Source organism: Falsiroseomonas oleicola, from assembly GCF_019029495.1.
GTDB lineage: Bacteria > Pseudomonadota > Alphaproteobacteria > Acetobacterales > Acetobacteraceae > Falsiroseomonas > Falsiroseomonas oleicola.
This window is the reverse complement of record NZ_JAERQM010000001.1, coordinates 1,269,719-1,294,672: the sequence shown is the minus strand read 5'-3', so window position 1 is coordinate 1,294,672 and position 24,954 is coordinate 1,269,719. Positions and strand designations below refer to the sequence as shown.

The window sequence follows — 24,954 nt, the reverse complement described above, 5'->3', positions numbered from 1 at the left end:
CACGTCCCATGCCGGCCGAACCCCTGGCGGCGGAGCCGGGTCCCTGCGGCTGCGACCCCTCCGGCGGCATTGCCCTGCGGCAGACCGTGAAGATCATCAACAGCCGGGGCCTGCATGCCCGCGCCGCCGCCAAGCTGGTCACCGTCGCCGAACGCTTCTCCGCCTGCGTCAGCGTCAGCCGCCACGGCCAGACGGTGCCGGCCTGTTCCATCATGGGGCTGATGATGCTGGGCGCCGGCCAGGGCAGCGAGGTGCTGGTGGAGGCCGAGGGCTGGGACGCCAAGGAAGCCCTGGAGGCCATCGCCGGCCTGATGGAGGCCGGCTTCCATGAGGACTAGACCCCGGGGCGGTTTATGAAGCCAGAGAAGACCGGACCCGATTCCCCCACCCGTCGTGCCCCGCGCAGGACGAAGGAAGTGGTCATCCGTGGCATCCCTGTCTCCCAGGGCATCGCCATCGGTACCGTCTTCGACACCACCGAACCCCCGGCCGAGGCGCCGCGCCGCAACATCGCGGAATCGGCGGTGGACGCGGAGAAGCAGCGCCTGGCGGCGGCCGTCACCGCCTCCCGCAAGCAGGTCGCCAAGCTGAAGATGCGCCTCGGCGTGCTGCCGGAGGAGGCGCAGGAAGAACTCGAACCCCTGCTCGACGCCTATGCCATGATGCTGGGCGAAAGCCGGCTGCTGCGCGGCGCCCGCAAGCGCATCGAGACCGGGCTGCTGGCCGCCGAGACGGCGGTGGGCGATGAGGCCGCGGCGATCGCGGATGTCATCCTCTCGGCCAAGGACGACGATAAAGCCGGGCTGCGCCGCCGGGCCGGGGAGGTGCGGGAGATTGCCCGCCGCCTGACCCGCAACCTGACCGAGAACTCCTTCCGCAGCTTCAAGGACGTGCCTGAGGGCGCCATCCTGGTGGCGGATGAGGTGACGCCGGCCGATGCCGCGCTGCTCGACCCCGCCCGCATCGCCGGCGTGGCGACGGAGGAGGGCGGCGCCGATGGCCATACCGCCATCATGCTGCGCGCGCTGGGGATTCCGGCCGTGCTGGGCGCCCATGGGCTGACGGAAGCCGCGCGGCGCGGCGACCAGATGGTGCTGGATGGCGCGGCGGGGACCATTTCCCTGCACCCGACGGCCGCCACCCTGGTCTGGGCCAAGGACCAGGTCGCGGGATACGCCCGCGAACGCACGCGATTGGCCAAGCTGCGGCGGCTGCCGGCGGTGACCACGGATGGCGAGCCGGTGGAACTGCTCGCCAATATGGAAATCCCGGCGGAGTTGCCGCTGATCGCCCAGGCCGGCGCCCAGGGCATCGGCCTGCTGCGCACCGAATTCCTGTTCATGAACCGCGAGGATCTGCCGGACGAGGACGCCCAGGTGGCGGCCTATGCCCCGATCGTCGAGGCGATGGCCGGCGATCCGGTGACCATCCGCGTGCTGGACTGGGGCGGGGAGAAGGACATGCAGGCCCTGGCCGAGGGAATCGGCCCGCTGCATTCCAGCCCCAACCCGGCGCTCGGCCTGCGCGGCACCCGCATGCTGCTGAAGCGGCCCGAATTGCTGGAGGCGCAGTTCGCCGCGATCCTCCGCGTGGCCGGCGCCGCGCCGGATGGCGTGGTGCGCGTGCTGCTGCCGATGATCACCATCCCGTCCGAGGTGAAGCAGGCGCGGGAGATCTATGAACGCGTCGCCCGCCGTCTGCGCCGCCGCGGCGAGAGGCTGCCGGACAAGCTGCCCGACCTCGGCGCCATGATCGAGACGCCCGGCGCCGCGCTGGCGGCGGATGCCATCGCACTGGAGGCGGATTTCTTCGCCATCGGCACCAATGACCTGGCCATGTACACCCTGGCGGTGGACCGCGCGGATGCCGAGGTCAGCCACCTGTATGACCCGCTGCACCCCGCCGTGCTGCGGCTGATGCAGTTCGCCACCGAAGCGGCGCTGCGGCTGCGCATGCCGGTCTCGGTCTGCGGCGAGATGGGCGGCAATCCGCGGCTGGTGCCGCTGCTGCTCGGCCTCGGCCTGCGTTGCCTGTCGATGAATGCCAGCGCCATTCCGCGCGTGAAGCAGGCGGTGCGCAGCCTGGATATCGGCGATTGTGCCCGCTTCGCCCGCCGGGTGATGGAACAGTCCGACCCGGCGCGCATCCGCGAATTGGTGGATGGTTTTGCCAGTGGGGTGACGGAGCGGGGGTGAAGCGTGATGACCGAAGGTGCGAAGGCACCGAAGGTCTGAATCGCGCGTTCTAGATACCCCCCTCTCAATCCACGGGCAAAAAGATGAAGACCACTGCCGCGACCAGGCAGGCCATCGCGGCAAAATAGGTCCAGCGGAGCTGCTCCCCCAGGAACATCACGCTGAACACGGCGAAGACCGCCAGGGTGATGACTTCCTGCATCACCTTCAACTGCTGGCCCGTGAAGGTGCCGTAGCCGATGCGATTGGCCGGCACGGCGAAGCAGTATTCGAAGAAGGCGATGCCCCAACTCAGCACCACCGCCAGCCAGAGCGGCCAGGCCGGCTGCTTGAGGTGGCCGTACCAGGCGAAAGTCATCAATACGTTCGAGAACACCAGCAGCAGCGGCGTCAGGAAATAGGGGCTCGTCATCCGGGAAGGTCTCGCGCGGGTTGGACCACGGGTGGAGCGGGCGGCGGCAACCGCTTGAGGAGGAAGATCATGATCGCCATGGCCGGCAATGCGGCCAGGGTGGTCAGGGCGAAGAACCAGGACCAGCCCAACCCCTCCGCCAGCCAGCCGCTGCCGGCGCCCAGCGTGCGCAGCGGCACGGCGGCGAGCGAGGACAGCAGCGCATATTGCGTCGCGGTGAAGGACCGGCTGGTCAGCGCCGAGAGGTAGGTGACGAAGGCCGCGTCGGCGAGACCGTCGGTGAAATTCTCCACCCCGACCTGGGTCCAGAGCATCGGCATGGAGTAGCCGGTCTGGGCCAGGGCCACATACATCAGGTTGGACAGCATCTGCAGCAGGCCGGTGACGACCAGCGCCCGCGCCGTGCCCAGCTTCGCCACCACCCAGCCGCCGGCCAGCGCCCCCCCGAGCGTCATGAACAGGCCAAACACGCTGCCCACCGCCGCGACTTCCAGGCGGGAGAAGCCGAGTTCCCGGTAGAAGGGCGCGGTCATGATCCCGGCCAGCGCCTCCCCCAGCTTGAACAGGGCGACGAAGGCCAGGATCGCCACCCAGTAGCGGCGGCCCATGAAATCGACGAAGGGATCGACCACCGCCAGCTTCAGCCGGCGCGACCAGGGCAGCACCACCACCGGCGGCGCCGCGGGCTCCGGCCCCAGCAGCACGGCGAGGAAGCCGACGCCGACCAGCGCGGCGCAATAGGCGAAGGCGGCGGTCCAGCCGGCGAATTCGGCGATCGCCAGCGCCCCGGCATTGGCCGCCAGCAGGGCGGCGCGATAGCCCCAGATGTAGCAGGCCAGGCCATAGCCCTGGTTGCTCTCCTCCAGCACCTCGATGCGATAGGCATCGACCACGATGTCCTGGCTCGCCGACAGGAAGGCGACCAGCACGGCGACCATCACCGTGATCTCCGCCGCCGTCACCGGATTGGTGAAGCCGAGGCCGAGGATGGCGGCGGCCAGCACCGGCTGGATGGTCGCCAGCCAGCCCCGCCTGCGGCCGAGCCAGCCGAAGGCCGGCGGCGCCGCGTGGTCCAGCACCGGCGACCAGAGGAACTTGAAGGCATAGGCCAGCCCGATCAGCGCTGTCAGCCCGATGGCGGTCAGCGAGACGCCGGATTCGGAAAACCACTGCCGCAGCGTGAAGGCGGTCAGCGGCAGTGGCACGCCGGCCGAGAAGCCCAGCGCCAGCAGCACCAGGAAGCGGCGATCGCGGAACAGATTGGCCAAGCAGGACTCCTCTCGCCCAACCTATTGCTTACAGGCGCGCCGCGGGCGGCGGAACCCGCCCCTTGCGGTGCCGTCCCGCGCGCGGGAGATAGCCGCCTATCCTGAAGACGAGGCGACCATGCCGGATGCCGAAGAGGCCCCTGAGGCTGAAGACAACTATGTCTATGACGAAGCGACCGGGGAATGGCGCCCGGCCGGGGAGGTTGCGGCCGCCGCCGTGCCCGGCCCGGTGGAGGTGCGCGATGCCTCCGGCAATCTCCTGGCCGATGGCGATTCGGTCACCCTCATCAAGGACCTGAAGGTGAAGGGCGCCAACCAGACCCTGAAGCAGGGCACCGTCATCCGGACCATCCGGCTGACCGAGAATCCGGAGGAGATTGACTGCCGCCACGACAGCATCAAGGGCCTGGTGCTGCGGACGGAGTTCGTGCGCAAGCGCTGAGCGGCTCAGACAGCGACCGCGTCCGGCACCTTCGTCGCAAGGCATTCCGCCGAGGCGACGGGCATGGTGAAGGTGAAGCGGGTCTCCGCCGCATCGGAGGCGACGCGCAATGCGCCGCCATGGGCGCGGGCGATCTCCGCGGCGATATACAGGCCGAGGCCGAGCCCCTGCTGCCCGGGCTGGCCGGAGGCGCGGAAATAGGGCTGGAACAGCCGGCCCAGCGCCTCGGGCGGAATTGGCGCGCCGGCATTGCCGACCTCCAGCTCGAAGCCATCCGGCCCCGAGGTGGCGCGGAGCCGGATCGGCGCCTCCGCCGCGCCATGCGCCACCGCATTGGTCAGCAGGTTGGAGCCGAGCTGCATGAGCCGGCCGACATCGCAGGCGACGGGCGCTGCCAGGGCGAAGGTCGCCTCGATGCGCCGGTCCGGTGCGCTGGCCGCGACCTCCGCCACCACCTGGCGAAGCCCCTCCTCCAGCGCAATGCCGCTGCCGGGCGAGACGGGAATGCCGTGGCGCAGCCGGCCGGCGGCGAGATCCATGACATCCGAGATCAACCCGGCCATGCGGCGCACGCTGCGCTGGGCCATCTGCACAAGCCCTGCCGGCTTCTCCGCCAGTTCCGTCCGGGCGAGCATGCGCAGGCAGGCATCGACGGAGGCCAGCGGGTTGCGCAGGTCATGGCCCATCACGGCGATGAACTGCTCCCGCAGCACCGCCGCCTCCTGCTCCTCCGCCAGGGCGGCCTGGCTGGTCAGCACGCGTTCCTGCGCGTCGATCTGGAAGCCGATCATCTCCGCGAAGAGCTTGAACATGCCGAGGGTGGCCGGCGTGTCGAGCCGGCGCGGGGCCGGGTCGATGGCGCAGAGCGTGCCGAAGAAGCGGCCATCGGCCAGGGTGATGGGCACGGAGATGTAGCTGCGGAAGCCGTAGAGCGCGGGGGTGTGGTGGGTGCCATAGACCGGGTGGCCGGCCACGTCGTCGATCGTCACCGGCGCGCCGTGCTGGCGGATCTCATGGCAGATCGTCGTCTCGACCTTCAGCGCGTCGCCCGGGCGCAGGCCGAAGCGGATGTCATCCCGCACCGCGCAGGTCACCCAGTTCGCCTCCGTCACCCGGGCCACGGCGGCGAAGCCCATGCCGGTGGCGTCGCAGACGACATCCAGGATGCGGGGGACGGCGGCGATGGCGGATATGGTGTCGATATCGGATTGAAAGGCGTGGCGCATCGGCCCATCCTCGGACACAGGATCGGAGGATAGCCGATGCGCGGGGCGGCGTCGCGGCGTTCCGGCGCGGGCATTGGGGGCCGCACCTGGTTTTGACCGGCGGCTACAGCCGCCCTCGCGCCCGCGCCCAGAGCACCAGCGCCGCGTCATAGGGCACCGCCGGCACCTCCCGCAGCCGCCAGAACCAGCGGCGCGGCTGGCCGGTTTCGGCCGGGCCGGCGGGGGGCGGCACGGCGCGGGCCGCCACGCCGGCCAGGCGGAACAGCAGCAGGCAGCGCGGCAGGTGGTAGCGATGCGTGGCCACCCGCAGCTCCGTCCCCGGCGGCAGGCCGCGCAGCAGTGCCAGGCAGGCGAGGACGGAGGAGAAGGTGTCGGTCCCGGTCGGTTCCTGGAGGATGCGCGCCTCCGGCACCCCCGCCGCCATCAGGATCGCGGCCATGGCCACGCTCTCGGCTGGCGGGTGGCGGCCGATGGCGCCGGTGGGGATGTAGAGCGCCGGCGGGGTCTGCCTTTCGCCCCAGCCCAGCGCCGCCTGCACCCGGGCGCGCAGCGCCGGGCTCGGCGTGCCGTCCGGCCGCACCGCCGCACCCAGGATCACCACGGCGGCGGGTGGCGTTTCCATGGTCAGGAAAGCGGCGCGGCGATCAGCAGCCGGTTCATCCGCTCCATCGCATGCACCAGCGCGGCGCGGTCGCGCGCCGCCTGGTCCGGGCTGGCGCCGGCGGCGATCACCGCCCGGATGATCTCGCCCCAGGGCGTCCTGCCGTCGATCCGGGCGAGGATGGCGCCGGCCAGGCGCGGCAGCGGCACCGCCACGCGCAGCCCGTCGAAGCTGACCGGCAGCACCCCATCCGGCCGCAGCCCGCGCGCGAGCGTCGGCCCGTCCAGCTCCCGCAGCACCGGGATGCTGCTGTCCTCCGCCCAGGGCCGGGTCACCTCCGGGTCCTCGGCGCGGGTCAGATAGGCGATGTGGATGCCCATATTGCCGCAGATCGCTTCGGCCAGGGCGGCGCGGGCGATGGGGTCGAGGCCGGCGGCGCGGGCGCGCAGCTTCGGGTCGGTCAGATAGCTGTCGGGGTCGTAGCGCAGCGGTTCCACCAGCGCCTCGATCCGCAGGCCCGCGCCGGCCACCAGCGCGGCCAGTTCCGGCACGGTGAAGGCCCGGTCGCGCGGGTTCAGCAGCAGGTCGTACAGGCCGGCATCGCCGCCCTTGATATGGTCCGTGATCCAGGGGTTCTTGCGCAGCCAGGCGGTTTCCGGCGTCTGCTTCCACAGCCGCTTGGCCAGTTCCACCCGGGCCGGCGGTGCCTCCGCCGCCGGGGCCAGCAGGTGCAGCGCGTCCTGCAGCATATAGACGCCGGTGCGGCCATGAGGGGCATAGACCATGATGCCCATGCCACCGCCGGGCGCGAGCTGGCTGGCCAGCGCCGCCAGCCCCGCCGCCGGGTCGGGCAGATGGTGCAGCACGCCGCAGCAATCGATGTAGTCGAAGGGGCCGAGGCCGAGGCCCGGCAGGTCCAGCAGCGAGCCGGGCTGGAAGCGGATATTCGTAAGCTTCCGCGCCGCCGCCCGCGCCTCCGCCACCTGCCGCGCATGGGCCGACCGGTCGAGCCAGGTGACCTGGCCGGCACGGCCCAGCGTCGTCATCTGCTGCGCCAGCATGATGGTGCCGTCGCCGGACCCGCCGCCAGCCATCAGCGCGCGCAGCGGCTGGCTGGCCGGGCGGCGGCCGCCGAACACCCAGTGGTCGATCTCCCGCAGGTGTGAGGGGCTGCCCAGGACCAGCCGCTTCGCCTCCTCCCGCGCATCCCGCGCCGGATAGGGATAGGCCTCGTACTGGGCGGCGAGTTGCGCGTCGGCGGGATCGGGTGCGGTCATCCCCGCCTGCATAGAGCATGCGGCGGCATCGCGGAAACCATTCACGGTTGCCCCTGGCAAGGTTGCGCCGTATCTAGCGGGGCATGGTCCGTATCGCCCTTCCCCTCCTCGCCGCACTGGTCCTTCCCCATGCCGCGGAGGCCCAGCGCGCCCCGCAGCGACTTGGCGCGCATCAGGCCTGGACGGCCGCGACGCATCAGGAAGGTGGGCAGAAGGTCTGCTACGCCTTCACCCGTTCCACCGGCGCGCAGGCACGGCAGAATGTGACGCTGACCATCACCCATCGCCCGGCCGGGCGCGACCAGGTGGCGATTTCGCTTGGCGCGCCGCTGGCGCGGCAGGCGGAGGCGGTGATGACCGTCGCCTCCTCCTCCGGCAACACGGAATTCCGCAGCTATGGCGTGGTGCAGTCCAGCGCCTTCTTCCAGGGCACCCCGCAGCTGATCTCAGCCTTCCGCGGTGGCCGCGACGCCACGGTGCGCACCCCGGGCCAGGGCCGCGCCACGGTGGCCGACACCTTCTCGCTCAGCGGCTTCACCGCGGCCTATGAGGCGATTTCGCGCGAATGTCCGGCGGGGCGATGACCGCCCCGGCGCCGGCCTCCGCCGAGCTCGACTCGGCGGAGCGGGCGCGGATCCTGGCCAAGGCCGCGCTTTTCGCGCCACCGCCCGCCACCCTTCCCGATGGCCGCCGCGACCTGGTCGGACTGACGCGTGAGGAACTGGCCGCCGAGATGGTGGCCATTGGCGAAAAGCCGTTCCGCGCCAAGCAGCTCTGGCACTGGATCTACCACCAGGGCGTCACCGACTTTGCCCGCATGCCCTCCATCGCCAAGCCGATGCAGGGCAAGCTGACGGAGCGATTCGTGGTGGGGCGGCCGGAGGCCACGACGGTGCAGACCAGCACCGACGGCACCCGCAAGTTCCTGTTCCGCTACCGCGATGGGCAGGAGGTGGAGACGGTCTATATCCCCTCCATCGATGAGGATCGCGGCGCGGTCTGCATCTCGACGCAGGTGGGCTGCACCCTGTCCTGCAAGTTCTGCCACACCGGCACGCAGAAGCTGGTGCGGAACCTGGGCGCGGCCGAGATCGTCGGCCAGTTCATGGCCGCCCGCGACAGCTACGGCGAATGGCCGAGCCCGAAGGACGGCACGGCGCGGCACCTGTCCAACATCGTCGTGATGGGCATGGGGGAGCCGCTCTACAACTACGAGAACACCGCCAAGGCGCTGCGCATCGTCATGGACAATGAGGGCATCGCGCTCTCCCGCCGTCGCATCACGCTGTCCACCTCCGGCGTCGTGCCGATGATGGATCGCTGCGGGGCGGAGCTGAATGTGAACCTCGCGGTCAGCCTGCATGCGGTAACCGATGAGCTGCGCAACGAGATCGTGCCGCTGAACCGCAAATACCCGATCGAGGAGCTGATGGCCGCCTGCCGGCGCTATCCCGGCGCGAGCAATGCGCGGCGCATCACCTTCGAATATGTGATGCTGCGCGGCGTGAATGACAGCCCGGCGGAAGCGCGGGAGCTGGTGCGGTTGCTGAAGGGATTGCCGGCGAAGGTGAACCTGATTCCCTTCAACCCCTGGCCGGGCAGCCCCTACAAGACCAGCAGCGGTGAGGCGGTGCGCGCCTTCGCCGAGATCGTGGAGGCCGCCGGCTATTCCAGCCCGGTGCGCCGCCCCCGCGGCCGCGACATCTCGGCCGCCTGCGGCCAGCTCAAGACCGAGAGCGAGCGCGTGCGCCGCGTGAAGGCCGACGTGGCGTGACAACCCCGCCGCGGGAGTCCGCGGCGTTCACCATGAATCCTCCCATTTGGCTGATGGCGCTGGCGGCCTTCACCATTGGCTGCGGCATGCGGATGCTGGACCCGCTGCTGCCCATGCTGGCGCGGGAGTTCGGCGTGGGTCTGGGGGCGGTGGCGCCGCTGATCGGTGGCTTCGCCCTGGCCTATGGCATTGGGCAACTCGTGATGGGGCCGCTCGGCGACCGCTTCGGCAAGATGCGGATCGTGGCCATTTCCATGGGCCTCTATGGCGCGACACAGCTCGCGGCCTCGATGTCGGGCGACCTCGGCACGTTGCTGACGGTGCGGGTGCTGGCGGGATTCGCCTGCGCCGCGGTGATGCCGCTGTTCATGGCGCATATCGGCGACCAGGTGCCCTACGACCAGCGCCAGGGGATGATCGGCCAGTTGATGACGGGCATGGTCGCCTCCCAGCTCCTGGCCGCGCCGCTCTCGGGCGTCATCGCGGAATATGCCGGCTGGCGCACCGCCTTCCTCGGCCTCGGGCTGATGACGGCGGGGATGACGCTGTTCTTCGCGGTGAGGCTCGGCCCGACCCTGTGGCAGTCGCCGGCCGCGGGCGGCCGCACCATGGGCCTGTCGGGCTTCCTGCGCATCCTGGAACGCCGGCCCGGACGCCGGCTGCTGATGGCGGCGGCGGCGGACGGTTTTTTTCTGTTTGGCGGCGCCTTTCCCTTCCTTGCTTCCCTGCTCATCGAGCGTTTCGGGCTGTCGGCGGCCACCGCCGGGCTGGTGGTGGCGAGCTTCGGCATCGGCTCCTTCGTCTATACGCAGAACGCCGCGCGGCTGGCGCGGCGGCTGGGGGAAAGGCGGCAGGTGCTCTGGGGCGGCATCGGGCTGACCCTGGCCATGACGATCTTCGCCCTGGCCAATGCCTGGTGGATGGTGGCCCTGGCGCAATGCGCGGTCGGGCTGCTGTTCTTCATGCTGCATGGCGTGCTGCAGGCCCGCGCCACGGAAGCCCTGCCGGAGGCGCGCGGCACGGCGGTGGCCGCCTTCGCCATGGCGCTGTTCTTCGGCCAGAGCCTGGGGTCCGTGGTCTTCGGCAGCCTGATCGTCGCCACCAGCTACACCACGGCCTTCCTGGTCTCCGGCGCCGGGGTGCTGGGGCTGGCGATCTGGGCGCGGGCGCGGCTGCTCAACCAGCCGGGATGAGCTGCCGCATCCCGGCCAGTTCCGCCGCCACCAGGGTCTCCATCGCCGCTTCCAGCCCCTCCAGCGCCGTGGCGCCATCGGCGCCGTCCATGACGCGATGGTCGAAGGACAGGAAGACCTGCACCCCGCCATCGGCGCCGATCGGGCCATAGGATAAAAATCCCGGCAGCACGCTGACGCTGTCCACGATCACCGCGCCGCGCGCGCCGAGGGCGGAAATGGCGAAGGTGCCGCCATAGCGCAGCAGCGGCCTGCCCCGGGCCACCGCCCAGCGCAGCATCAGCCGGCGCAGCGGCCAGGGCAGGCGGGCGAAGCGCAGCAGCCGGTGGAAATGCCGGCTCTCCCCCGGCGGCGCGGTCTTGGCCTGGTGCAGCCGCGCCGCGAGGTCGGCGATCGGCGTGGCGTGGGCTTCGGTGAAGCGGGCCAGCGCCAGGGTCGCCACCCCCTCATGCTCCCGCTCCAGAACGATGCAGCCCACGGCATGCGGCGCTTCCAGCAGATGCGGCCGGGGCAGGGTGGCGTGCAGGCGGCGCAGCGCCGGCTGCGCCTCCGCCGCCAGGGCGAAGGCCTTGGTGAACAGCACGGTCCAGGGCGGGCGCGGCGCCGCCAGCGCGTTGCGGGCGGCCAGGGCGCGCGGAATCGCCAGCCGCGCCGCCAGCGTGCAGCGCGGCACCCGCAGGGAGGCCCAGGACAGGTCCGCGATCATCTGGCGGCCCGGCCCGGGGTGGAGGCGGCGGAGACTCATCGGGCCGGCCGGCCCTCCCACCAGCGGCGCAGCCTTTGCGCGGCTTCGGCATTCACCGCGCCCGGCGGCATTTCGCCGCGGGCCAGGGCGGCGACCTGGCGGACGGTGTCCATCGCCTGGTGTTCCGCCGCCTCCGGCGTCAACCCGCCGATATGGGGCGTGGCGACGACATTGCCGCGCGCGGCCAGGGCCGGGTCGGGCCGCTGGTCGGGCGCGCTGCCGACATCCATGGCCGCGCCGCGCAGCCGGCCGGAATCGAGCGCGGCGGCCAGCGCCGCCTCATCCACCAGCTCCCCGCGCGACAGGTTCACCAGGAAGGCGCCCTCCTTCAGCGCGGCGAAGGCGGCGGGTCCGACGATGTGTCGCGTCTCCGGCGAGGAGACCGCCAGCGGCACCAGGAAATCCGCCTCCGCCAGCAATTGCGCCAGCGGCGCGGCCTGCACGCCCTCGGTGGCACCGGGCGGGTTGTAGGGGTCGTGCACCAGCACCCGCATCCGGAAAGCGCGGGCAAGTTCTGCCAGCCGCCGGGCGATGCGGCCCCAGCCGATCACCGCCAGCGTCTTGCCCGACAGTTGCGTGCCCATGCGGGAGCCCGGCGGGTTGCCGGCGTGATAGGCGCCGGCCAGCGGCGAGACGCCGCGCGCCAGGTCGATCATCATCCCGATCGCAAGCTCCGCCACGCTGTCCACGAAGCCCGGCGTCGCCTGGGTCACCAGCACCCCGGCGGCGGAGGCGGCGGGGACGTCGATGGTGGAGATATCGACGGCGACCCGCAGGAAGGCCAGCAGGTCGGGCGCATGGGCAAAGGTCTCGGGCGTGCCCGGGGTGGCGCGGTCGGCGACGATGCAGTGGCAGCCAGCGGCGGCCCGCGCCAGCTCGGCGCCGGAGAGCGGCCGTTCGCCCGTGTGCAGTGTGACGTCGGCCACCTGTCGCAGGGCGGCCAGCGGCGCCTCGGCGTAGTAGCTGCCGCGCATTTCCGGCGTATGCGTGAGAAAAACCCGCAGCACGATGATCCGTCCCCTTGCCCTGACTCAGTGATCCCGGCTTCCGGCACCGGGTTACAGGGATGTAGCTTATGCGGCATGGATGACGCCGCGAGAATTCCCTTCACCGAAGGTCTCGATCCGCCCCGCCTGGCCGTGCCGCCGGGCGCCGTGGATTGCCACCATCATGTCTATGACGCCGCCTGGCCGGTGGTGCCCGGCGGCAGGCCGCATGGCAGCGCGATGCTGGCCGACCATGCCCGGCTGCTGGCGCGGCTCGGCGTGCAGCGGCACGTGCTGGTGCAGCCCTCCAGCTACGGCCTCGACAATGAAGGACATCTGGACGCCCTGCGGCAGGCCGGGACAGGGCGGGCGCGGATGGTGGCGGTGGTGCGGCCGGAGGCCGATGCGGGACTGCTGCGCGACATGGCGGAGGCCGGCGTGGTCGGCGCGCGGGCCAATCTGGTGCAGGGCATCCCCCTGTCGGCCGCCGATGTGGCGCCCCTGGCGCGGCGCATGGCCGATCTCGGCTGGCACCTTCAGATCTTTGCCACGGCCGAGATGATCGCCGATCTCGCCCCGGTGCTGCGCGCCGCGCCCTGCCCGGTGGTCTTCGACCATTTCGGGCAACTGCCGCTGGAAGGCTGGGCGGCGCATCCGGCCTGGGCCGTGATGATGGATCTGCTTCAGGCCGGCCGCGGCTGGGTGAAGCTGTCCTCGCCCTACAGCCTGGACCAGGCGCGGCCAGCCGCCGTCACGCCCCTGGCCCAGGCGCTGGTGACGGCGGCGCCGGAGCGGATGGTCTGGGGCACCAACTGGCCGCATCCCAACGCCACCACCATCCCCGACGACGCCGCGCTGCTGGACCTGCTGGCCGATTGGGCGCCGGAGACCGCGGTGCGGGACGCCATCCTGGCGGCGAATCCGGCGCGCCTCTACGGCTTCGCGCCGGGCTGAGCGGCCGCCGTCCCGGTCCAGCGCGGCAGCGGGACGCGGATTTCCGCGACCAGCCCCCCGGGCTGCCATTCCGTCTGCCAGGTACCGCCCAGCCGGCGGATCTGGGCCAGGATCACCGCCATGCCGGTGCCCTTGTGCCGGGGCGAGTCGCCGATCTCCGGGCCGCCCGCTTCGGCCCAGCCCAGCACCACCTCCGCCCCCATGACCGCCGCCGACAGCCCCACCCGGCCTTCCGCCGCGGCGAAGGCGCCGTGCTTGGCGGCGTTGGTCGCCAGCTCGTGCAGGATCATCGCCACCGGCTGCACCGCCGGCGCGGCCAGCGAGGGCGGCGCGCGCAGGGCCAGGTCGATATGGTCGAGATAGGCCGCGAGTTCGGCGGCGACCAGCGCCGCCAGGGTGGTCGGCTGGCCATCGGCGCGCTCCACGAGGCTCTGCGTGCGCGCCAGGGACAGGATGCGGCCTTCCAGGCTGTGGCGGTAGTCGGGCAGATTGTCGCCCCGGGTCAGCCGCACCAGCGACTGCACCACGGCCAGTGTGTTGTTGGCGCGGTGCTTCACCTCCCGCATCAGCAGGGCCTGGCGTTCCTCCGCCTCCACCGCCTCCGTCACGTCGCGCAGCATGCCGACGATATGGGTGCGCGCCCCTGGCGGGCCGAACATGCGGCCCAGGAACTCGATCCAGCGGATGGCGCCATCGGTCTGGCGGATGATCCGCACCCGCTCGCAATAGACGTCGCGGTTGCGCTCGCCGCGCAGGTCGGATTCGAAGGTGGCGAGGGCGGCGTCCTTGTCGTCCGGGTGGTAGCAGTCCCAGAAGCCGGTGCGGGCGACCGGCATGTGGTCGGGCACGGGCAGGCCGAACATCGCGAAGGCGTTGGGCGTGACCGTCACCAGCCTGGTGACCATGTCGGATTCGAAGAAGGCGATGCCGAAATTCGCGATCGCCAGCCGTGCCCTTTCCCGCCCCGTCTCGGAGCCGAGATCGAACCCGATCATGGTCATCTGTCCTGGCCTCGGATCGGCGCCTGCTCCCCGTTGAGCCCCGCAGTCTCAAAATTCTTGATATCGTGGAATCCGACCCCGCGGAATGGCCGCGCGCGTCAGCCGGTGAGCAGCCGTGCCAGCAGCAGCGCCGCCAGCCCCGCCGCCATGGCCGGCAGCAGCCGGCCGCGCAGACGCCAATAGGCCAGGCCACCTGCCGCCAGCCCGACCAGCCGCGCGGCCAGGGGCACCGTTGCCAGCAGCCCGGCGGGGGCGGCGATGGCCAGGGTGACGAAGGCCGCCAGGGTGGCGACGGAGACGGCGGAGGCCCAGGCGATGGCCGGATGGTCGGGCCGCAGCGCGCCGCCCAGCAGCAGGCCGAGCCCGCGCAGGGCCAGGCCTACCAGCACGGTCAGCAGCAGCGCCAGGTCCGGCTGGCTCATCGCCAGCGCTGCCAGAGGAAAGCCAGGCTGCCGCCGATCAGGCCCGCCAGCGGCAGACCCCAGGCGCCCCCCACGGCATGGGCCAGGGGCGCGGCCAGGATGCCGGCCAGCAGCGCCGGGGCGACCCCCGGCCGGCCGGCATCGGCGGCCAGCAGCAGCGCGAAATACAGCGGATTGGCGAACAGCAGCGCCGCCCGCAGCGGCAGCGGCAAAGCGGGCGCCGCCAGGTGCCCCGCCGCCGTCGCCGCCATCGCCGCGCACCAGGAGGCCACGGCGAAGCCCAGGAACCAGGGCAGCCGCGCCGGCTCCGCCAGGGCCGGCAGGCGGCGCATGCCCGCCGCCCAGGGGGTGATGGCGATGAAGGGCAGCGCCAGCCAGCGCGGCGCGCGGCGCCCGAGCAGCGGCGCGATGGCCACGGCCATGGGCAGGAAGCGGGCATTGGCGGCGGTGGCCGCCCGCGTCGCCGGCAGCGCGGCGCCGCCGCCGGAGGCCACCTGCAACAGGACCAACTGCCCCGCCATGCCATAGACCGCGCCGGTGCAGAGCAGCGCCCAGCCCAGCGGCAGCCCGGCCTCCGCCACCGCCGCGCCGAAGGCCAGGAAGGTGGCGCCCATCGCCAGGGCCGGCGCGCCCAGCGCCTCCGTCACGCCTTGCCGGGATGCCTGGCCGGCGCTCACAGATGCCGCCGCAGCAGCGGCAGGGCCTGCTCGACGCAGGCGCGGCCTTCCGCGATGGCTTCGCGGCCGCGGTGGAAATCCATCAGCGCCATGTCGCGCAGCCGGGGCAGCAGCAGCACATGCGGCGGGTCGCCGGCCAGCCGGGTGCGGGTGATCTGGTCCTGCATGATGTTGATGGAATTCGCCAGCACGTCGAAATAGCCGGGCGTCGCCGCACTGAGCGGGAACAGCCGCCCGGCCAGCGCCACCGCCTGGTCCCGCAGCGCCAGCGGCAGGTCGCGCAGCGCGCGGCCCATGCCTTCCGAACTCGGCGGGGAGGTCGCCGGCGCCGCCATTGGGGGCGCGGTTGCTTCGAAGCGGCGGCCGAGCAGATCGCCATTCAGGTTGACGGCGATGATGACCTCCGCCCCCAGCGCCCGGCAGACGGAGACCGGCACCGGGTTGCACAGCCCGCCATCCACCAGCCAGCGCCCCTCATGCAAGGCCGGGCTGAACAGGCCGGGCAGGGCGGCCGAGGCGCGCACCGCCGCATGCATCGGGCCGGACTGGAGCCAGACCTCCCGCCCATTGGCGAGGTCCGTGGCGACGGCGGCGTAGCGCAGGGGCTGGCTTTCGATCGACCCGGCGAGGCCCAGCCCGTTGAGGAAGGACAGCAGTTCCTTGCCATCGATCAGCCCGCCGCCGGTCAGCCGGACATCCAGCAGGCCGACGATCTCCCGCCAGGTCGCCGCCTCCACCCAGTCCCGCAATCGCGGCAGGCGGCCGGCGACATGGGCGGCGCCGACCAGGGCACCGATGGAGGTGCCGCAGACGATCTCGGGATGGATACCCGCCTCGGCCAGCGCATCCAGCACGCCGATATGCGCCCAGCCCCGCGCGGAGCCGCTGCCGAGGGCGATGCCGATGCGGGGCATCTCAGGCAGTGGCGCCGCCATCGACGGTGAAGCGGGCGCCGGTGACGTAGCTCGCCTCCGGGCTGGCGAGCCAGACGACCATCGCCGCCAGTTCCTCCGGCCGTCCGTAGCGGCCGAGCGCCACGCCGGCGCGCTGCGCCTCCGCCCCCGGGCCGTCGGCGGGGTTCATCTCGGTGTCGGTGGAGCCGGGGTCCACCAGGTTCACGGTGATGCCGCGCGGGCCGAGGTCGCGGGCCAGCCCCTGGGTGAAGCCGACCAGCGCCGCCTTGCTCATCGCATAGAGCGTCAGCCCCGGCTGGCCCACCTGATGCGCCAGGGTGGAGCCGATGCTGATGATGCGCCCGCCCTCCGCCATGTGGCGCAGCGCCTGCTGCGCGGCGATGAAGGGCGCCTTGCTGTTCACCGCCAGCACGCGTTCCAGCTCCGCCTCCGTCACCGATTCCGGCGCGCCATAGGGGAACAGGCCGGCATTGTTCACCAGCACGCGCAGCCCGCCGAGTTCGGCCGCCGCGCGATCCACCGCCGCGCGGATCGCGCCGGCATCGGCGCTGTCGGCCTGGATGGCGAGGCCGCGGCGGCCCTGGGCTGCCAGCGCGGCGACCACCTTGTCGGCGGCGGCGGCGTTGCTCTGGTAGGTGATCGCCACGTCATGCCCCGCGGCACCCAGCCGCAGCGCGATGGCCGCGCCGATTCCGCGGCTGCCGCCGGTGACCAGGGCCGTGCCTGCCATGTTCCGAGTCCCTCGTCGTTGCGGCAGGAAGCTAGCCGCCCTCACGGCACCCCGAAATACCCCGCGAATTGTTCCCGCAGCTTCGTCTTGAGGATCTTGCCGGTGGCGGTGTGCGGAATCTCATCCACCACCACCACATCATCCGGCAGCCACCATTTCGCGACATGCGGCGCCAGATGCGCCACCATCCCCTCCCGCGTCACCGCCCGCCCGGGCTTGGCCACCACCACCAGCAGGGGCCGCTCGTCCCATTTCGGGTGACGCGCGGCGACCACGGCGGCCTCCGCGACATCAGGATGGCCCATGGCGAGATTCTCCAGCGCGATGGAGGAGATCCATTCGCCGCCGGACTTGATGACGTCCTTGGTGCGGTCGGTGATGTGCATGTAGCCGGCGGGATCGATGGTCGCGACATCGCCCGTCTCGAACCAGCCGTCTTCCGTCAGCGCATCCCCGGTGCGGAAATAGCCGCGCGTCACGGTGGGGCCGCGCACCTGGAGATTGCCGAAGGTGCTGCCGTCCCAGGGCTTTTCCACGCCATCGTCGCCGACGATGCGCATGTCGACCGTGAAGGGCGGAAAACCCTGGGTCTCCTGCAGGTCCAGCACCCCTTCGGCGTCGCGCCCCGCCACTTCCGGCTTCACGCCGCAGATGGTGCCGATGGGGCTGGTCTCGGTCATGCCCCAGGCATGCACCACATGCACCCCGCGCTGCTCGAAGGCGGAGGTGAGCGCGCGGGGGCAGGCGGAGCCGCCGATCACCACGCGCTTCAGCGTGGTGAGTTCGGCGCCCGTCGCCTCCATGTGCTGCAACAGCCCGAGCCAGACGGTGGGCACGGCGGCGGTGAAGGTGACACCCTCCGCCTCCATCAGCGCATGCAGCGAGGGGCCGTCCAGCTTCGGCCCGGGCAGCACCAGCCCGGCGCCGGTCAGCGGCGCGACGAAGGGCAGGCACCAGCCATTGGCATGGAACATCGGCACCACCGGCATCACCCGGTCCATCGCCGAAAGCCCCATCATGTCCGGCGCCGCGACCGCCAGCGCGTGCAGCACATTGGAGCGGTGGGAATAGAGCACGCCCTTGGGTTCGCCCGTGGTGCCGGAGGTGTAGCAGAGGCCGGCGGCGGCGTTCTCCTCGCCGGGCGCCCAGGCGAAATCGCCATCCGCCTCCGCCAGCCAGCTTTCGTAATCCACCGCGCCGGGCAGCTTCGTCTCCGGCATATGCGCCGCATCCGTCAGCACGACGTAGCGCGTGACATGGGGCAGCTTTTCCGAGATGCCTTCCGCCAGGGCGATGAAGGAAAGGTCCAAAAACATCAGCCGGCTTTCGGCGTGGTTCAGGATCCAGGCGATCTGGTCCGGAAACAGGCGCGGGTTCAGCGTGTGATAGACGGCGCCCGCCCCGGTGATGCCGTACCAGGCCTCGATATGGCGCCAGGTGTTCCAGGCCAGTGTCGCCACCCGGTCGCCCGGCCGCACACCCTCCCGCACCAGGCGCTGGGCGAGCGCCAGCGACCGCCGGCGCAACCCGGAAAAATCGGTGCGGTGGATCGGCCCCTCCACGCTGCGGCTGACCACGGCGCGGCCACCATGGTGGCGGGCGGCGTGGTCGATCAGCCGGTGGACACGCAGCGGCCAGTCCTGCATCAGCCCGAGCATCTTTCGCGCCTCCCTTATCTTGCTTGACCGGAAGTCTTCGCCCATCCGCGCTGCCACGCAACCGCCATGGCCTTGCGGCAGTCTCCCGGCTAGCTTTCCCCGGCAGCCACAGGAATCCCCGGACCCATGCCCGATTCGGGCGGCGCCCCCTCGCTCCCCGCCCCCCCGCCTTCCCACAAGGTGAAGGCGGAGCCGCATCGGCGGCGCTGGATGTCGCCGCTGCTGCGCCGCATCCTGCTGATGAACGCCCTGCCGCCGGCGCTGCTCGCCGCCTCCCTGCTCTATCTGGACCAGTACCAGAACGGGTTGCTGGCAGCGGAGGTCGAATCACTGCGGACCCAGGCCCGCATCTATGCCGCCGCGATCGGGGAGGCGGCAGCCACCCCGCGGGATGACCGCACCATCCTGGTGCCGGAAGCCGCCCGTCCGCTGCTGCGCCGGCTGGTGGAACCTTCCCCCAACACCCAGGCGCGGCTGTTCGACAATACCGGCCTGCTGGTGGCCGACAGCCGGGTGCGCGAAGGGCCGGGTGGCGCCATCGTCACCGAGCCCCTGCCGCCGCCCGAACCACGCGGCGCCTTCGCCGGCACCGTCGGCGGCCTGTATGAACAGGTGCTCGCGATGCTGCCGCGCGGCGCGCAGGACCAGGTGCGGGTGGATGTGAATCCCAACGCCCCCTCCTTCGACTGGCAGCCCGAATTCGGCGGCACCAGCGGCCCCGATCGGCGGGAGGAGCTGCGCCTGGCGCTGGAAGGCGGCGTCCGCCCCTATATCCGCCGCACGGCGGAGGGCCGGTTGCTGGTCTCCGTCGCCGAACCCGCCCGCCGGGGCGCCGCCTCCGTCGGCATCGTGCTGCTGACGCGGGAGGCGCGGGAGGTGGATGCGCGTCTGCTGGATATCCGCGTTTCGGTCCTGGCCCTGTTCGCCCTGGCGCTGGTGCTGACGGTGCTGCTGTCACTGTATCTGTCGCGCACCATCGCGACGCCGATCCTGCAACTCGCCCGATCCGCAGCCGCGATGCGCGAAGGCGAGGGCCGTGGCGGCAGCGTGCCGAGGCCGCTGCTGGCCCGGGCGGATGAGATCGGCGTGCTGGCGCGGGACCTCCAGACCGCGGCCCGCGCCCTGTGGGCCCGGATCGACGTCAACGAACGCTTCGCGGCCGATGTGGCGCATGAGCTGCGCAATCCGCTCACCTCCGTGCGCAGCGCCATCGAGACGCTGCGCCGGATCGAGGATCCGGTGAAGCAGCGGCGGCTGCTCGCCATCATCGCCGACGACGCGGTGCGGATGGACCGCCTCATCAACGACATCTCGGACAGTTCGCGCGTGGATGCGGAATTGTCGCGGACCATCGCCGTGCCGGTGGATGTCGCCCCGATCCTTGGCGCGCTGGGCGAACTGCACGCCGCGACGCGGGAGGAGGGAAGCCCGACGCTGGAGATCGAGGCACCGGCCGAGGGGCTCATCGTGCGGGGCGTGGAGGGTCGGCTGGTGCAGGTGTTCCGCAACCTGATCGGCAACGCCATCTCCTTCAGCCCGAAGGATGGCCATGTGGTGGTGCGGGCGCGGCCCACCGGGCAGATGGTGGAATTCATCGTCGAGGACCAGGGGCCGGGCATTCCCGATGCCAAGCTCGAGAGCATCTTCGACCGCTTCTACAGCGAACGCCCCACCGGCGAGCGCTTCGGCCAGCATTCGGGCCTGGGCCTGTCGATCTCGCGCCAGATCGTGGAGGGTTTGCGGGGCCGCATCGCAGCCGAGAACCGCCGTGACGCCGATGGCGCGATCCTTGGCGCGCGTTTCATCGTGAAACTGCCGGCAGCCTGATATCAGCGGGCCGGTCACGCGGAAGGGCCGTTGGTATAAGACGGCGCGCAACTGACGCGGCGTTTGATTTCGGTTGAAACGGGCGACGCCGTGCCGACATCGAACTGTGATTGACATAGGGTCGCGGTCGGCATTATCGGTGCATCCGGAAAATAAAATATAGTATTATTTTTTGTTCAAAGGAGATGCTGGATGTCCGGTGCGCTGGTCGGGCTATCGCTTCTGGTCATTGGTGACAGCCACTTCGTCTATCCTGGATCGCTGAGCACCCATCTTCATGACATGTTGCGGCGGGAAGGCGCGACGGTCGCCACCTACAGCGCCTGCGGCGTCGGCGCCGGCGCCTGGGTGGTGCCACGCGGCGTGCCCTGTGGCACCGCGACACGCGTCGGCGCGGGCAATCTGCAGACCAACCGTACCAATACCGCGCGCAGCTTCTCGATCGACGAGCTGGTACAGCGCCACCGGCCGAACCTGGTCATCGTCGGGATCGGCGACACGATGGGCGGCTATTCGCAGCGGGAGATGCCGCGGCAGTGGATCACCGACCAGGTGCGCACCCTGACCACGCGCTTCCAGGCCACCTCCATGCCCTGCATCTGGGTCGGGCCGACCTGGGGCACGGAGGGTGGACCCTTCTTCAAGACCTTCGACCGGGCCAAGGAACTGTCCGACTACCTGGCGACCCAGGTGGCGCCCTGCGCCTATATCGACAGCACCGCCTTCTCCCGCCCCGGCGCCTGGCCGACCTATGACGGCCAGCACCACACGGCGGCCGGCTATGCCAATTGGGCGCGGTCCCTGACGCCGCAGATCATCGCCCTCATCAACTCCGTCCGGCGGCGCTGAGCCATGCGCCGCATCCTCCTGCTGCTCGCAGCCCTCGCCGCCCCGCTGGCCGCCGCGCCGCCCGTCCAGGCCCAGGCGCCGATGCTCTATGAGCTGCGGCTGCCCGATGGCTTCGCGCTGATCCGCTACGCCAACGGTCTCGATGGCCCGGCCTCGCTGCGGTCCGATTTCGACCTGCCGCGCGAACTGGGCACGGAGGATGCGGCGCGCATTTCCCATTATTTCGTGGTGGAGAATGCGGCGGGCAAGACGCTGGACCTGCGCATCACCCATGCCGGCGCCACCACCGCCCATCCCTTCCGGGTCAATGCCAATACCTTCAACACCGTGCTGCTGATGCGGGAGGGCAATCAGGTGGTGGCCCGGCTGCTGGAGGACACCACCGAATACAACCGGCTCCGCGCCCGGCTGACCTTCTACAACGCGGCGCCGAACTGCCCGACGGCAACGCTGGCCCTCGACCCCAGCGGGCGCGCCGTGATCCCCAATGTCCCGGTCCCCGGCATGCAGGCGCGCACGGTGGCGCCGGCGGCGGCCCGGCTGCGGGCGCAATGCGGGGCGCAGCGGGTCGGCCCGCTCGACCTCGGCCGGCTGGAGGCGGGGCAGATCGCCAGCCTCTGGCTGATGTCGCCGGGGGGGCGGACCATCCTGTTCACCTCCCGCGACCTTATCGCGCCGCCGGGCCGCTGAGCAGTATGCGCCGCGCCCTTGCCGCCCTCGGCCTTGTGCTGGGCCTGACCGCCGGTTCCGCTGTCGCAGCGCCGGGCTGCCCTGCCATTCCCGCCCCCGCCGCCTTGCCGCGGGAAGCGCAGGCGGAGGCGATGGAATTTCCCGGCTGGCGTGGCCGGGTGGCGGAGATCGACCAGTACCTGTCCCGCATCGACCGGAGCCAGGCCGATCTGGTGTTCCTGGGGGATTCGCTGACGCAATCCTGGGAACCCACCATGTATGCCCAGTTCTTCGGGCATCGCCGCGCGGTCAACCTGGGCGTCTTCGGCGATTTCACCCAGGGCATGCTGTTCCGCCTGCGCGCCGGGCAATGGGGCAATCTGCGGCCGAAGCTGGTGGTGCTGCTGATCGGCACCAACAATTCCGCCGCCGGTTCGCGGCCCGAGGATACGGCGCTGGGTGTGGCGGAGATCATCCGCTTCATCCATGGCCAATCGCCCCGCACCCGCATCCTGCTGGTCGGCACCCTGCCGCGCGGCGCCGATCGCAACGACCCGGTGCGGGCGGTGAATGCCCGGCTGAACGCGCTGATCGCCCGCTGCGCCGATGGCCGCAGCACCGTCTATATCGAGCCCGGCCCACTGCTGGTCATGCCGGATGGGCAATTGACCGAGCATGTGGCCTTCGACCGGCTGCACCTGACCATGGTCGGCTACGCCATCCTCGGCGCCGCCATTACCCCGCAGATCAACCGGATGCTGGCGGAGTAGAAGCCTCCCCCAGATCCACCAGCAACTGCTGCGCGCGGGCCGCGCGGCGGAGCGGCGGCTTGTCCTCCGGCACGGCCAGGAAGTCCCACAGGCCGGGGATGCTGTCGGCGCGCAGGAAGCGCTCCTTGGTCAGCAGCGGATTGCCGATGATGTCGAAGATCATGTAGCGGCGCTTCGCGAACCAGTCGAAGACCTCGCCGGGGTTCACGCCATAGGCGTCGTAGGAACGGTGGCCGAATTCGAAGCTGATCGCCGGGCGCAGCCGGTCCACCAGCCCTTCCGCCCCCCGCAGCGCGTCGAATTCACCACCCTCGATGTCGATCTTGATGAAGGCGAGCCGTGGCAGATCGCCCAGCAAGGTGTCCAGCTTCACCTTGCGCACCCGGATATGTTCCGTCCGCATATTCGGCTGGTCGTATTCGCGCTGCTGCAGGCCGCTATAGCCGGGGCTGTCGAGCGCCAGCACGTAGCCGGCCTCCCCATCGCTGTCGCCCACCGCGCATTCATGCAGCGTCACATGTTCCCGCCCTGGCCGGGCCAGGAAGGGGCGCAAGGCGGTGGCCATGCCGGGATTGGCCTCGAAGGCATGCAGCAGGCCGCCTTGGCCGCGAATGGCCTCGGCCATCGGCATGGTGTGGGTGCCCTTGAAGGCGCCGACATCCACCGCGATGTCGCCGGGCTTCAGGAAGCCGAGGTAGAAGCGCCGCAGCAGCCCCTCGAAATCCACCGGCCGTCCGGCTCTGCTGCGTTCCCGCAGCGCGGCATAGGCTTCGGCGAGGGAGGCCATGGCTTGCTCCTGCGGCGGTTCACGATCTGGACATTCGACAGTAGCGTGGCATGGGGCGGGCCGGGGGGCCTATCGTCCTATCGAAAGACCAGATTGACCAGGGCGCAGGTGTCGACGCGGCGGCGTTCCTCGTTGCGGCCGTCCATCCAGACGATGCGCACATCGTTGAGGCAGTCGTTCAGCGGCAGCCGGATCGCCAGGTGCCGCCCCGGGGGCAGAACCTCCGCGCCCAGCCGGTCGGCGCCCCAATTGTTCTCCTGCACCGAGGAGACATAGACCTCCCGCATCACCTGTCCGCCATGGTTGACCAGGTTGAAGGAGGGATTGCCGCTGGCGGAGGGGGGTGCCAATGGGGGCTGTCCGGGTCCGGGCCGGGCAGGGGCGCCGCCACCGAAGACCATCTCGGCCAGGGCGCAGGTATCCTGCCGCCGCCGTTCCTCCGGCCGTCCATCCGCATAGACCACCCGCACATCCTGCAGGCAGCCGGCGTCGGGACCGATGCGAATCGGGAAGCGGCCGCCTGAGGGCAGGACATTGCTCTCCAGCCAGTCATGCCCCCAGTAGCGATCCTCGGAGGGCGAGACATAGATCTCCCGGATCGTCTGGCCGCTGCGATTCACCAGTTGGAATGAGGGATCGACCTGGGCCTGGGCCTGGGCCAGCATCGATTGCGGCGCGCCGCATGCCAGCAGCAGCAGGCAGCAGAGCAACTGGGCCAGCCTGATCGGCAGGTGACGCAGGGCGAGGTGGCGCATTGCTTCAAGTCCGTCCCAGGATCCTGGCCAAGGCTAGCGCAGGCGCGGCCGGAGGGAAATCAGCCCGCCAGCGTCGTCGGCGCCAGCATGCCGCCCTGGGTGCCGCCGCCCCAGCCGGCCAGTTCCTCCAGCGCCTTGCGGTTCAGGATTTCCAGCCGGCCCTTGTGCAGCGTCGCCACGCCATCCTTGCGCAGCGCCGCCAGCGCCCGGTTGGCATGTTCCACCGAAAGCCCCAGCGCATCGGCCAGATGCGCCTGCTTCAACGGCACCGCCGCGCCGCGCGGGTCACCACCGCCGCGCCGCAGCAGCCGGCCATGCAGTTCCAGCAGCAGATGCGCCACCCGCCCGGCCGCGTCGCGCCGGCCCAGGCTGGTGAGCCTTTCCCGCATCCGCGCCCGGTCCCGGGTCAGCCCCTCGACATAGGACAGGGCCAGGCCGGGATCATGGCCCATGAAGGCGCAGAGCCGTTCCTTGGACAGGATGCAGAAGGAGGCATCGGTCAGCGCCTCCACCTCCGCGGCATCCTCGGTGCGTTCCACCAGGTCGCCGGGCAGGTGGAAATCCAGCACCTGGCGACGGCCGTCATTCGTCGCGGTCCAGGTGAAGGCCCAGCCGGCATACATGGTGAAGACGCCGTCCATGATGGCGTCCCCCGCCCGCACCAGCCGCACGCCGGAGCGGATTCGCGCAATCTCGCCCACCCTGGCCTGCGGGATCACCCGGAACAGCGCGAAGGGCCGCACCGTGCAGGCGGCGCAGCTTCCGGGCAGCGGTGTGAGGTTCGCGTTGCGGCTCATGAAATGGTGCGGTCCTGGTGGCGCG

General features: G+C 71.1%; 27 protein-coding genes. 11 read left to right on the top strand and 16 right to left on the bottom strand.

Annotated elements, in window-relative coordinates; genetic code table 11:
* Positions 1 to 8 precede the first annotated feature (8 nt).
* Both JJQ90_RS06220 and ptsP read left to right on the top strand, forming a co-directional pair.
* Positions 9 to 338, top strand: a complete 330-nt coding sequence (locus JJQ90_RS06220; RefSeq protein WP_230410463.1) for an HPr family phosphocarrier protein — start codon at positions 9 to 11, stop codon at positions 336 to 338.
* A gap of 15 nt (positions 339 to 353) precedes the next feature.
* Entirely contained in the window at positions 354 to 2,195 is a 1,842-nt protein-coding gene (gene ptsP, locus JJQ90_RS06215; protein WP_216873569.1) for a phosphoenolpyruvate--protein phosphotransferase, read from the top strand.
* 64 nt (positions 2,196 to 2,259) lie between these two features.
* On the opposite strand, the gene JJQ90_RS06210 is transcribed toward ptsP, so the two are convergent.
* Positions 2,260 to 2,607, bottom strand: a complete 348-nt coding sequence (locus JJQ90_RS06210; protein ID WP_216873568.1) for a DMT family protein — start codon at positions 2,605 to 2,607, stop codon at positions 2,260 to 2,262.
* Positions 2,604 to 3,875: an AmpG family muropeptide MFS transporter gene (locus tag JJQ90_RS06205; RefSeq protein WP_216873567.1), complete on the bottom strand. Its 1,272-nt coding sequence runs from the start codon at positions 3,873 to 3,875 to the stop codon at positions 2,604 to 2,606. The genes JJQ90_RS06210 and JJQ90_RS06205 overlap by 4 nt, the downstream gene beginning before the upstream one ends.
* 118 nt (positions 3,876 to 3,993) lie before the next feature.
* On the opposite strand from JJQ90_RS06205, the gene JJQ90_RS06200 reads away from it, so the two are divergent.
* Positions 3,994 to 4,317, top strand: coding sequence for an alkylphosphonate utilization protein (locus JJQ90_RS06200; RefSeq protein ID WP_216873566.1), 324 nt, complete (start codon positions 3,994 to 3,996; stop codon positions 4,315 to 4,317).
* A 5-nt stretch (positions 4,318 to 4,322) separates the two neighbouring features.
* Here the strand turns inward: JJQ90_RS06200 and JJQ90_RS06195 are convergent, their stop codons facing one another.
* From JJQ90_RS06195 to JJQ90_RS06185, 3 genes are all read right to left on the bottom strand, one after another.
* On the bottom strand, positions 4,323 to 5,543 hold the full coding sequence (locus JJQ90_RS06195; protein WP_216873565.1) for a GAF domain-containing sensor histidine kinase: 1,221 nt from the start codon (positions 5,541 to 5,543) through the stop codon (positions 4,323 to 4,325).
* Positions 5,544 to 5,646: 103 nt separating this feature from the next.
* Complete coding sequence (locus JJQ90_RS06190) at positions 5,647 to 6,165, bottom strand: YdcF family protein (RefSeq protein WP_216873564.1); 519 nt, start codon at positions 6,163 to 6,165, stop codon at positions 5,647 to 5,649.
* A 2-nt stretch (positions 6,166 to 6,167) separates the two neighbouring features.
* Positions 6,168 to 7,421 carry a class I SAM-dependent methyltransferase gene (locus JJQ90_RS06185; protein WP_216873563.1) on the bottom strand — a complete coding sequence of 418 codons (1,254 nt, stop codon included), beginning with the start codon at positions 7,419 to 7,421 and terminating at the stop codon, positions 6,168 to 6,170.
* Positions 7,422 to 7,504: 83 nt separating this feature from the next.
* Here JJQ90_RS06185 and JJQ90_RS06180 point away from each other — a divergent pair, with 83 nt between their 5' ends.
* The 3 genes from JJQ90_RS06180 to JJQ90_RS06170 are packed head-to-tail and all read left to right on the top strand — an operon-like array spanning position 7,505 to position 10,388.
* Positions 7,505 to 8,005 (top strand): invasion associated locus B family protein, encoded by a 501-nt coding sequence (locus JJQ90_RS06180; RefSeq protein WP_216873562.1) that lies wholly within the window; start codon positions 7,505 to 7,507, stop codon positions 8,003 to 8,005.
* On the top strand, positions 8,002 to 9,195 hold the full coding sequence (gene rlmN, locus JJQ90_RS06175; protein ID WP_216873808.1) for a 23S rRNA (adenine(2503)-C(2))-methyltransferase RlmN: 1,194 nt from the start codon (positions 8,002 to 8,004) through the stop codon (positions 9,193 to 9,195). The genes JJQ90_RS06180 and rlmN overlap by 4 nt, the downstream gene beginning before the upstream one ends.
* A 32-nt stretch (positions 9,196 to 9,227) precedes the next feature.
* Positions 9,228 to 10,388, top strand: coding sequence for an MFS transporter (locus JJQ90_RS06170; protein ID WP_216873561.1), 1,161 nt, complete (start codon positions 9,228 to 9,230; stop codon positions 10,386 to 10,388).
* On the opposite strand, the gene JJQ90_RS06165 is transcribed toward JJQ90_RS06170, so the two are convergent.
* On the bottom strand, positions 10,372 to 11,133 hold the full coding sequence (locus JJQ90_RS06165; RefSeq protein ID WP_216873560.1) for a hypothetical protein: 762 nt from the start codon (positions 11,131 to 11,133) through the stop codon (positions 10,372 to 10,374). The two genes, JJQ90_RS06170 and JJQ90_RS06165, sit on opposite strands and share 17 nt — an antisense overlap.
* On the bottom strand, positions 11,130 to 12,140 hold the full coding sequence (locus tag JJQ90_RS06160; protein ID WP_329959385.1) for an NAD(P)-dependent oxidoreductase: 1,011 nt from the start codon (positions 12,138 to 12,140) through the stop codon (positions 11,130 to 11,132). Before JJQ90_RS06160 ends, JJQ90_RS06165 begins: the two co-directional genes overlap by 4 nt.
* A 75-nt stretch (positions 12,141 to 12,215) precedes the next feature.
* Here JJQ90_RS06160 and JJQ90_RS06155 point away from each other — a divergent pair, with 75 nt between their 5' ends.
* Positions 12,216 to 13,073, top strand: coding sequence for an amidohydrolase family protein (locus tag JJQ90_RS06155; RefSeq protein WP_216873559.1), 858 nt, complete (start codon positions 12,216 to 12,218; stop codon positions 13,071 to 13,073).
* On the opposite strand, the gene JJQ90_RS06150 is transcribed toward JJQ90_RS06155, so the two are convergent.
* From JJQ90_RS06150 to JJQ90_RS06125, 6 genes are all read right to left on the bottom strand, one after another.
* On the bottom strand, positions 13,052 to 14,068 hold the full coding sequence (locus tag JJQ90_RS06150) for a sensor histidine kinase (protein ID WP_216873558.1): 1,017 nt from the start codon (positions 14,066 to 14,068) through the stop codon (positions 13,052 to 13,054). The genes JJQ90_RS06155 and JJQ90_RS06150 overlap by 22 nt on opposite strands.
* A gap of 104 nt (positions 14,069 to 14,172) precedes the next feature.
* Entirely contained in the window at positions 14,173 to 14,496 is a 324-nt protein-coding gene (locus JJQ90_RS06145; RefSeq protein WP_216873557.1) for an AzlD domain-containing protein, read from the bottom strand.
* Entirely contained in the window at positions 14,493 to 15,143 is a 651-nt protein-coding gene (locus tag JJQ90_RS06140) for an AzlC family ABC transporter permease (RefSeq protein ID WP_216873556.1), read from the bottom strand. The genes JJQ90_RS06145 and JJQ90_RS06140 overlap by 4 nt, the downstream gene beginning before the upstream one ends.
* A gap of 26 nt (positions 15,144 to 15,169) precedes the next feature.
* Positions 15,170 to 16,087 carry a patatin-like phospholipase family protein gene (locus JJQ90_RS06135; RefSeq protein ID WP_216873555.1) on the bottom strand — a complete coding sequence of 306 codons (918 nt, stop codon included), beginning with the start codon at positions 16,085 to 16,087 and terminating at the stop codon, positions 15,170 to 15,172.
* A gap of 1 nt (position 16,088) precedes the next feature.
* A complete protein-coding gene (locus JJQ90_RS06130; protein WP_216873554.1) occupies positions 16,089 to 16,817 on the bottom strand; it encodes an SDR family oxidoreductase in 729 nt (242 codons plus the stop codon).
* A 41-nt stretch (positions 16,818 to 16,858) separates the two neighbouring features.
* Complete coding sequence (locus JJQ90_RS06125) at positions 16,859 to 18,475, bottom strand: long-chain-fatty-acid--CoA ligase (protein ID WP_216873553.1); 1,617 nt, start codon at positions 18,473 to 18,475, stop codon at positions 16,859 to 16,861.
* 126 nt (positions 18,476 to 18,601) lie between these two features.
* On the opposite strand from JJQ90_RS06125, the gene JJQ90_RS06120 reads away from it, so the two are divergent.
* The 4 genes from JJQ90_RS06120 (at position 18,602) to JJQ90_RS06105 (ending at position 22,590) form a co-directional block, all read left to right on the top strand.
* On the top strand, positions 18,602 to 20,302 hold the full coding sequence (locus JJQ90_RS06120; RefSeq protein WP_216873552.1) for a stimulus-sensing domain-containing protein: 1,701 nt from the start codon (positions 18,602 to 18,604) through the stop codon (positions 20,300 to 20,302).
* A gap of 192 nt (positions 20,303 to 20,494) precedes the next feature.
* On the top strand, positions 20,495 to 21,151 hold the full coding sequence (locus JJQ90_RS06115; RefSeq protein WP_216873551.1) for an SGNH/GDSL hydrolase family protein: 657 nt from the start codon (positions 20,495 to 20,497) through the stop codon (positions 21,149 to 21,151).
* Between the two features lie 3 nt (positions 21,152 to 21,154).
* A complete protein-coding gene (locus JJQ90_RS06110; protein WP_216873550.1) occupies positions 21,155 to 21,841 on the top strand; it encodes an ABC transporter permease in 687 nt (228 codons plus the stop codon).
* Between the two features lie 5 nt (positions 21,842 to 21,846).
* Positions 21,847 to 22,590 carry a GDSL-type esterase/lipase family protein gene (locus JJQ90_RS06105; protein ID WP_216873549.1) on the top strand — a complete coding sequence of 248 codons (744 nt, stop codon included), beginning with the start codon at positions 21,847 to 21,849 and terminating at the stop codon, positions 22,588 to 22,590.
* On the opposite strand, the gene JJQ90_RS06100 is transcribed toward JJQ90_RS06105, so the two are convergent.
* The 3 genes from JJQ90_RS06100 to JJQ90_RS06090 form a co-directional block, all read right to left on the bottom strand.
* Positions 22,568 to 23,377, bottom strand: coding sequence for an FkbM family methyltransferase (locus tag JJQ90_RS06100; protein ID WP_216873548.1), 810 nt, complete (start codon positions 23,375 to 23,377; stop codon positions 22,568 to 22,570). The genes JJQ90_RS06105 and JJQ90_RS06100 overlap by 23 nt on opposite strands.
* Positions 23,378 to 23,454: 77 nt before the next feature.
* Positions 23,455 to 24,132 carry a hypothetical protein gene (locus JJQ90_RS06095; RefSeq protein WP_216873547.1) on the bottom strand — a complete coding sequence of 226 codons (678 nt, stop codon included), beginning with the start codon at positions 24,130 to 24,132 and terminating at the stop codon, positions 23,455 to 23,457.
* 59 nt (positions 24,133 to 24,191) lie between these two features.
* On the bottom strand, positions 24,192 to 24,929 hold the full coding sequence (locus JJQ90_RS06090; protein ID WP_216873546.1) for a Crp/Fnr family transcriptional regulator: 738 nt from the start codon (positions 24,927 to 24,929) through the stop codon (positions 24,192 to 24,194).
* Positions 24,930 to 24,954: the final 25 nt, after the last annotated feature.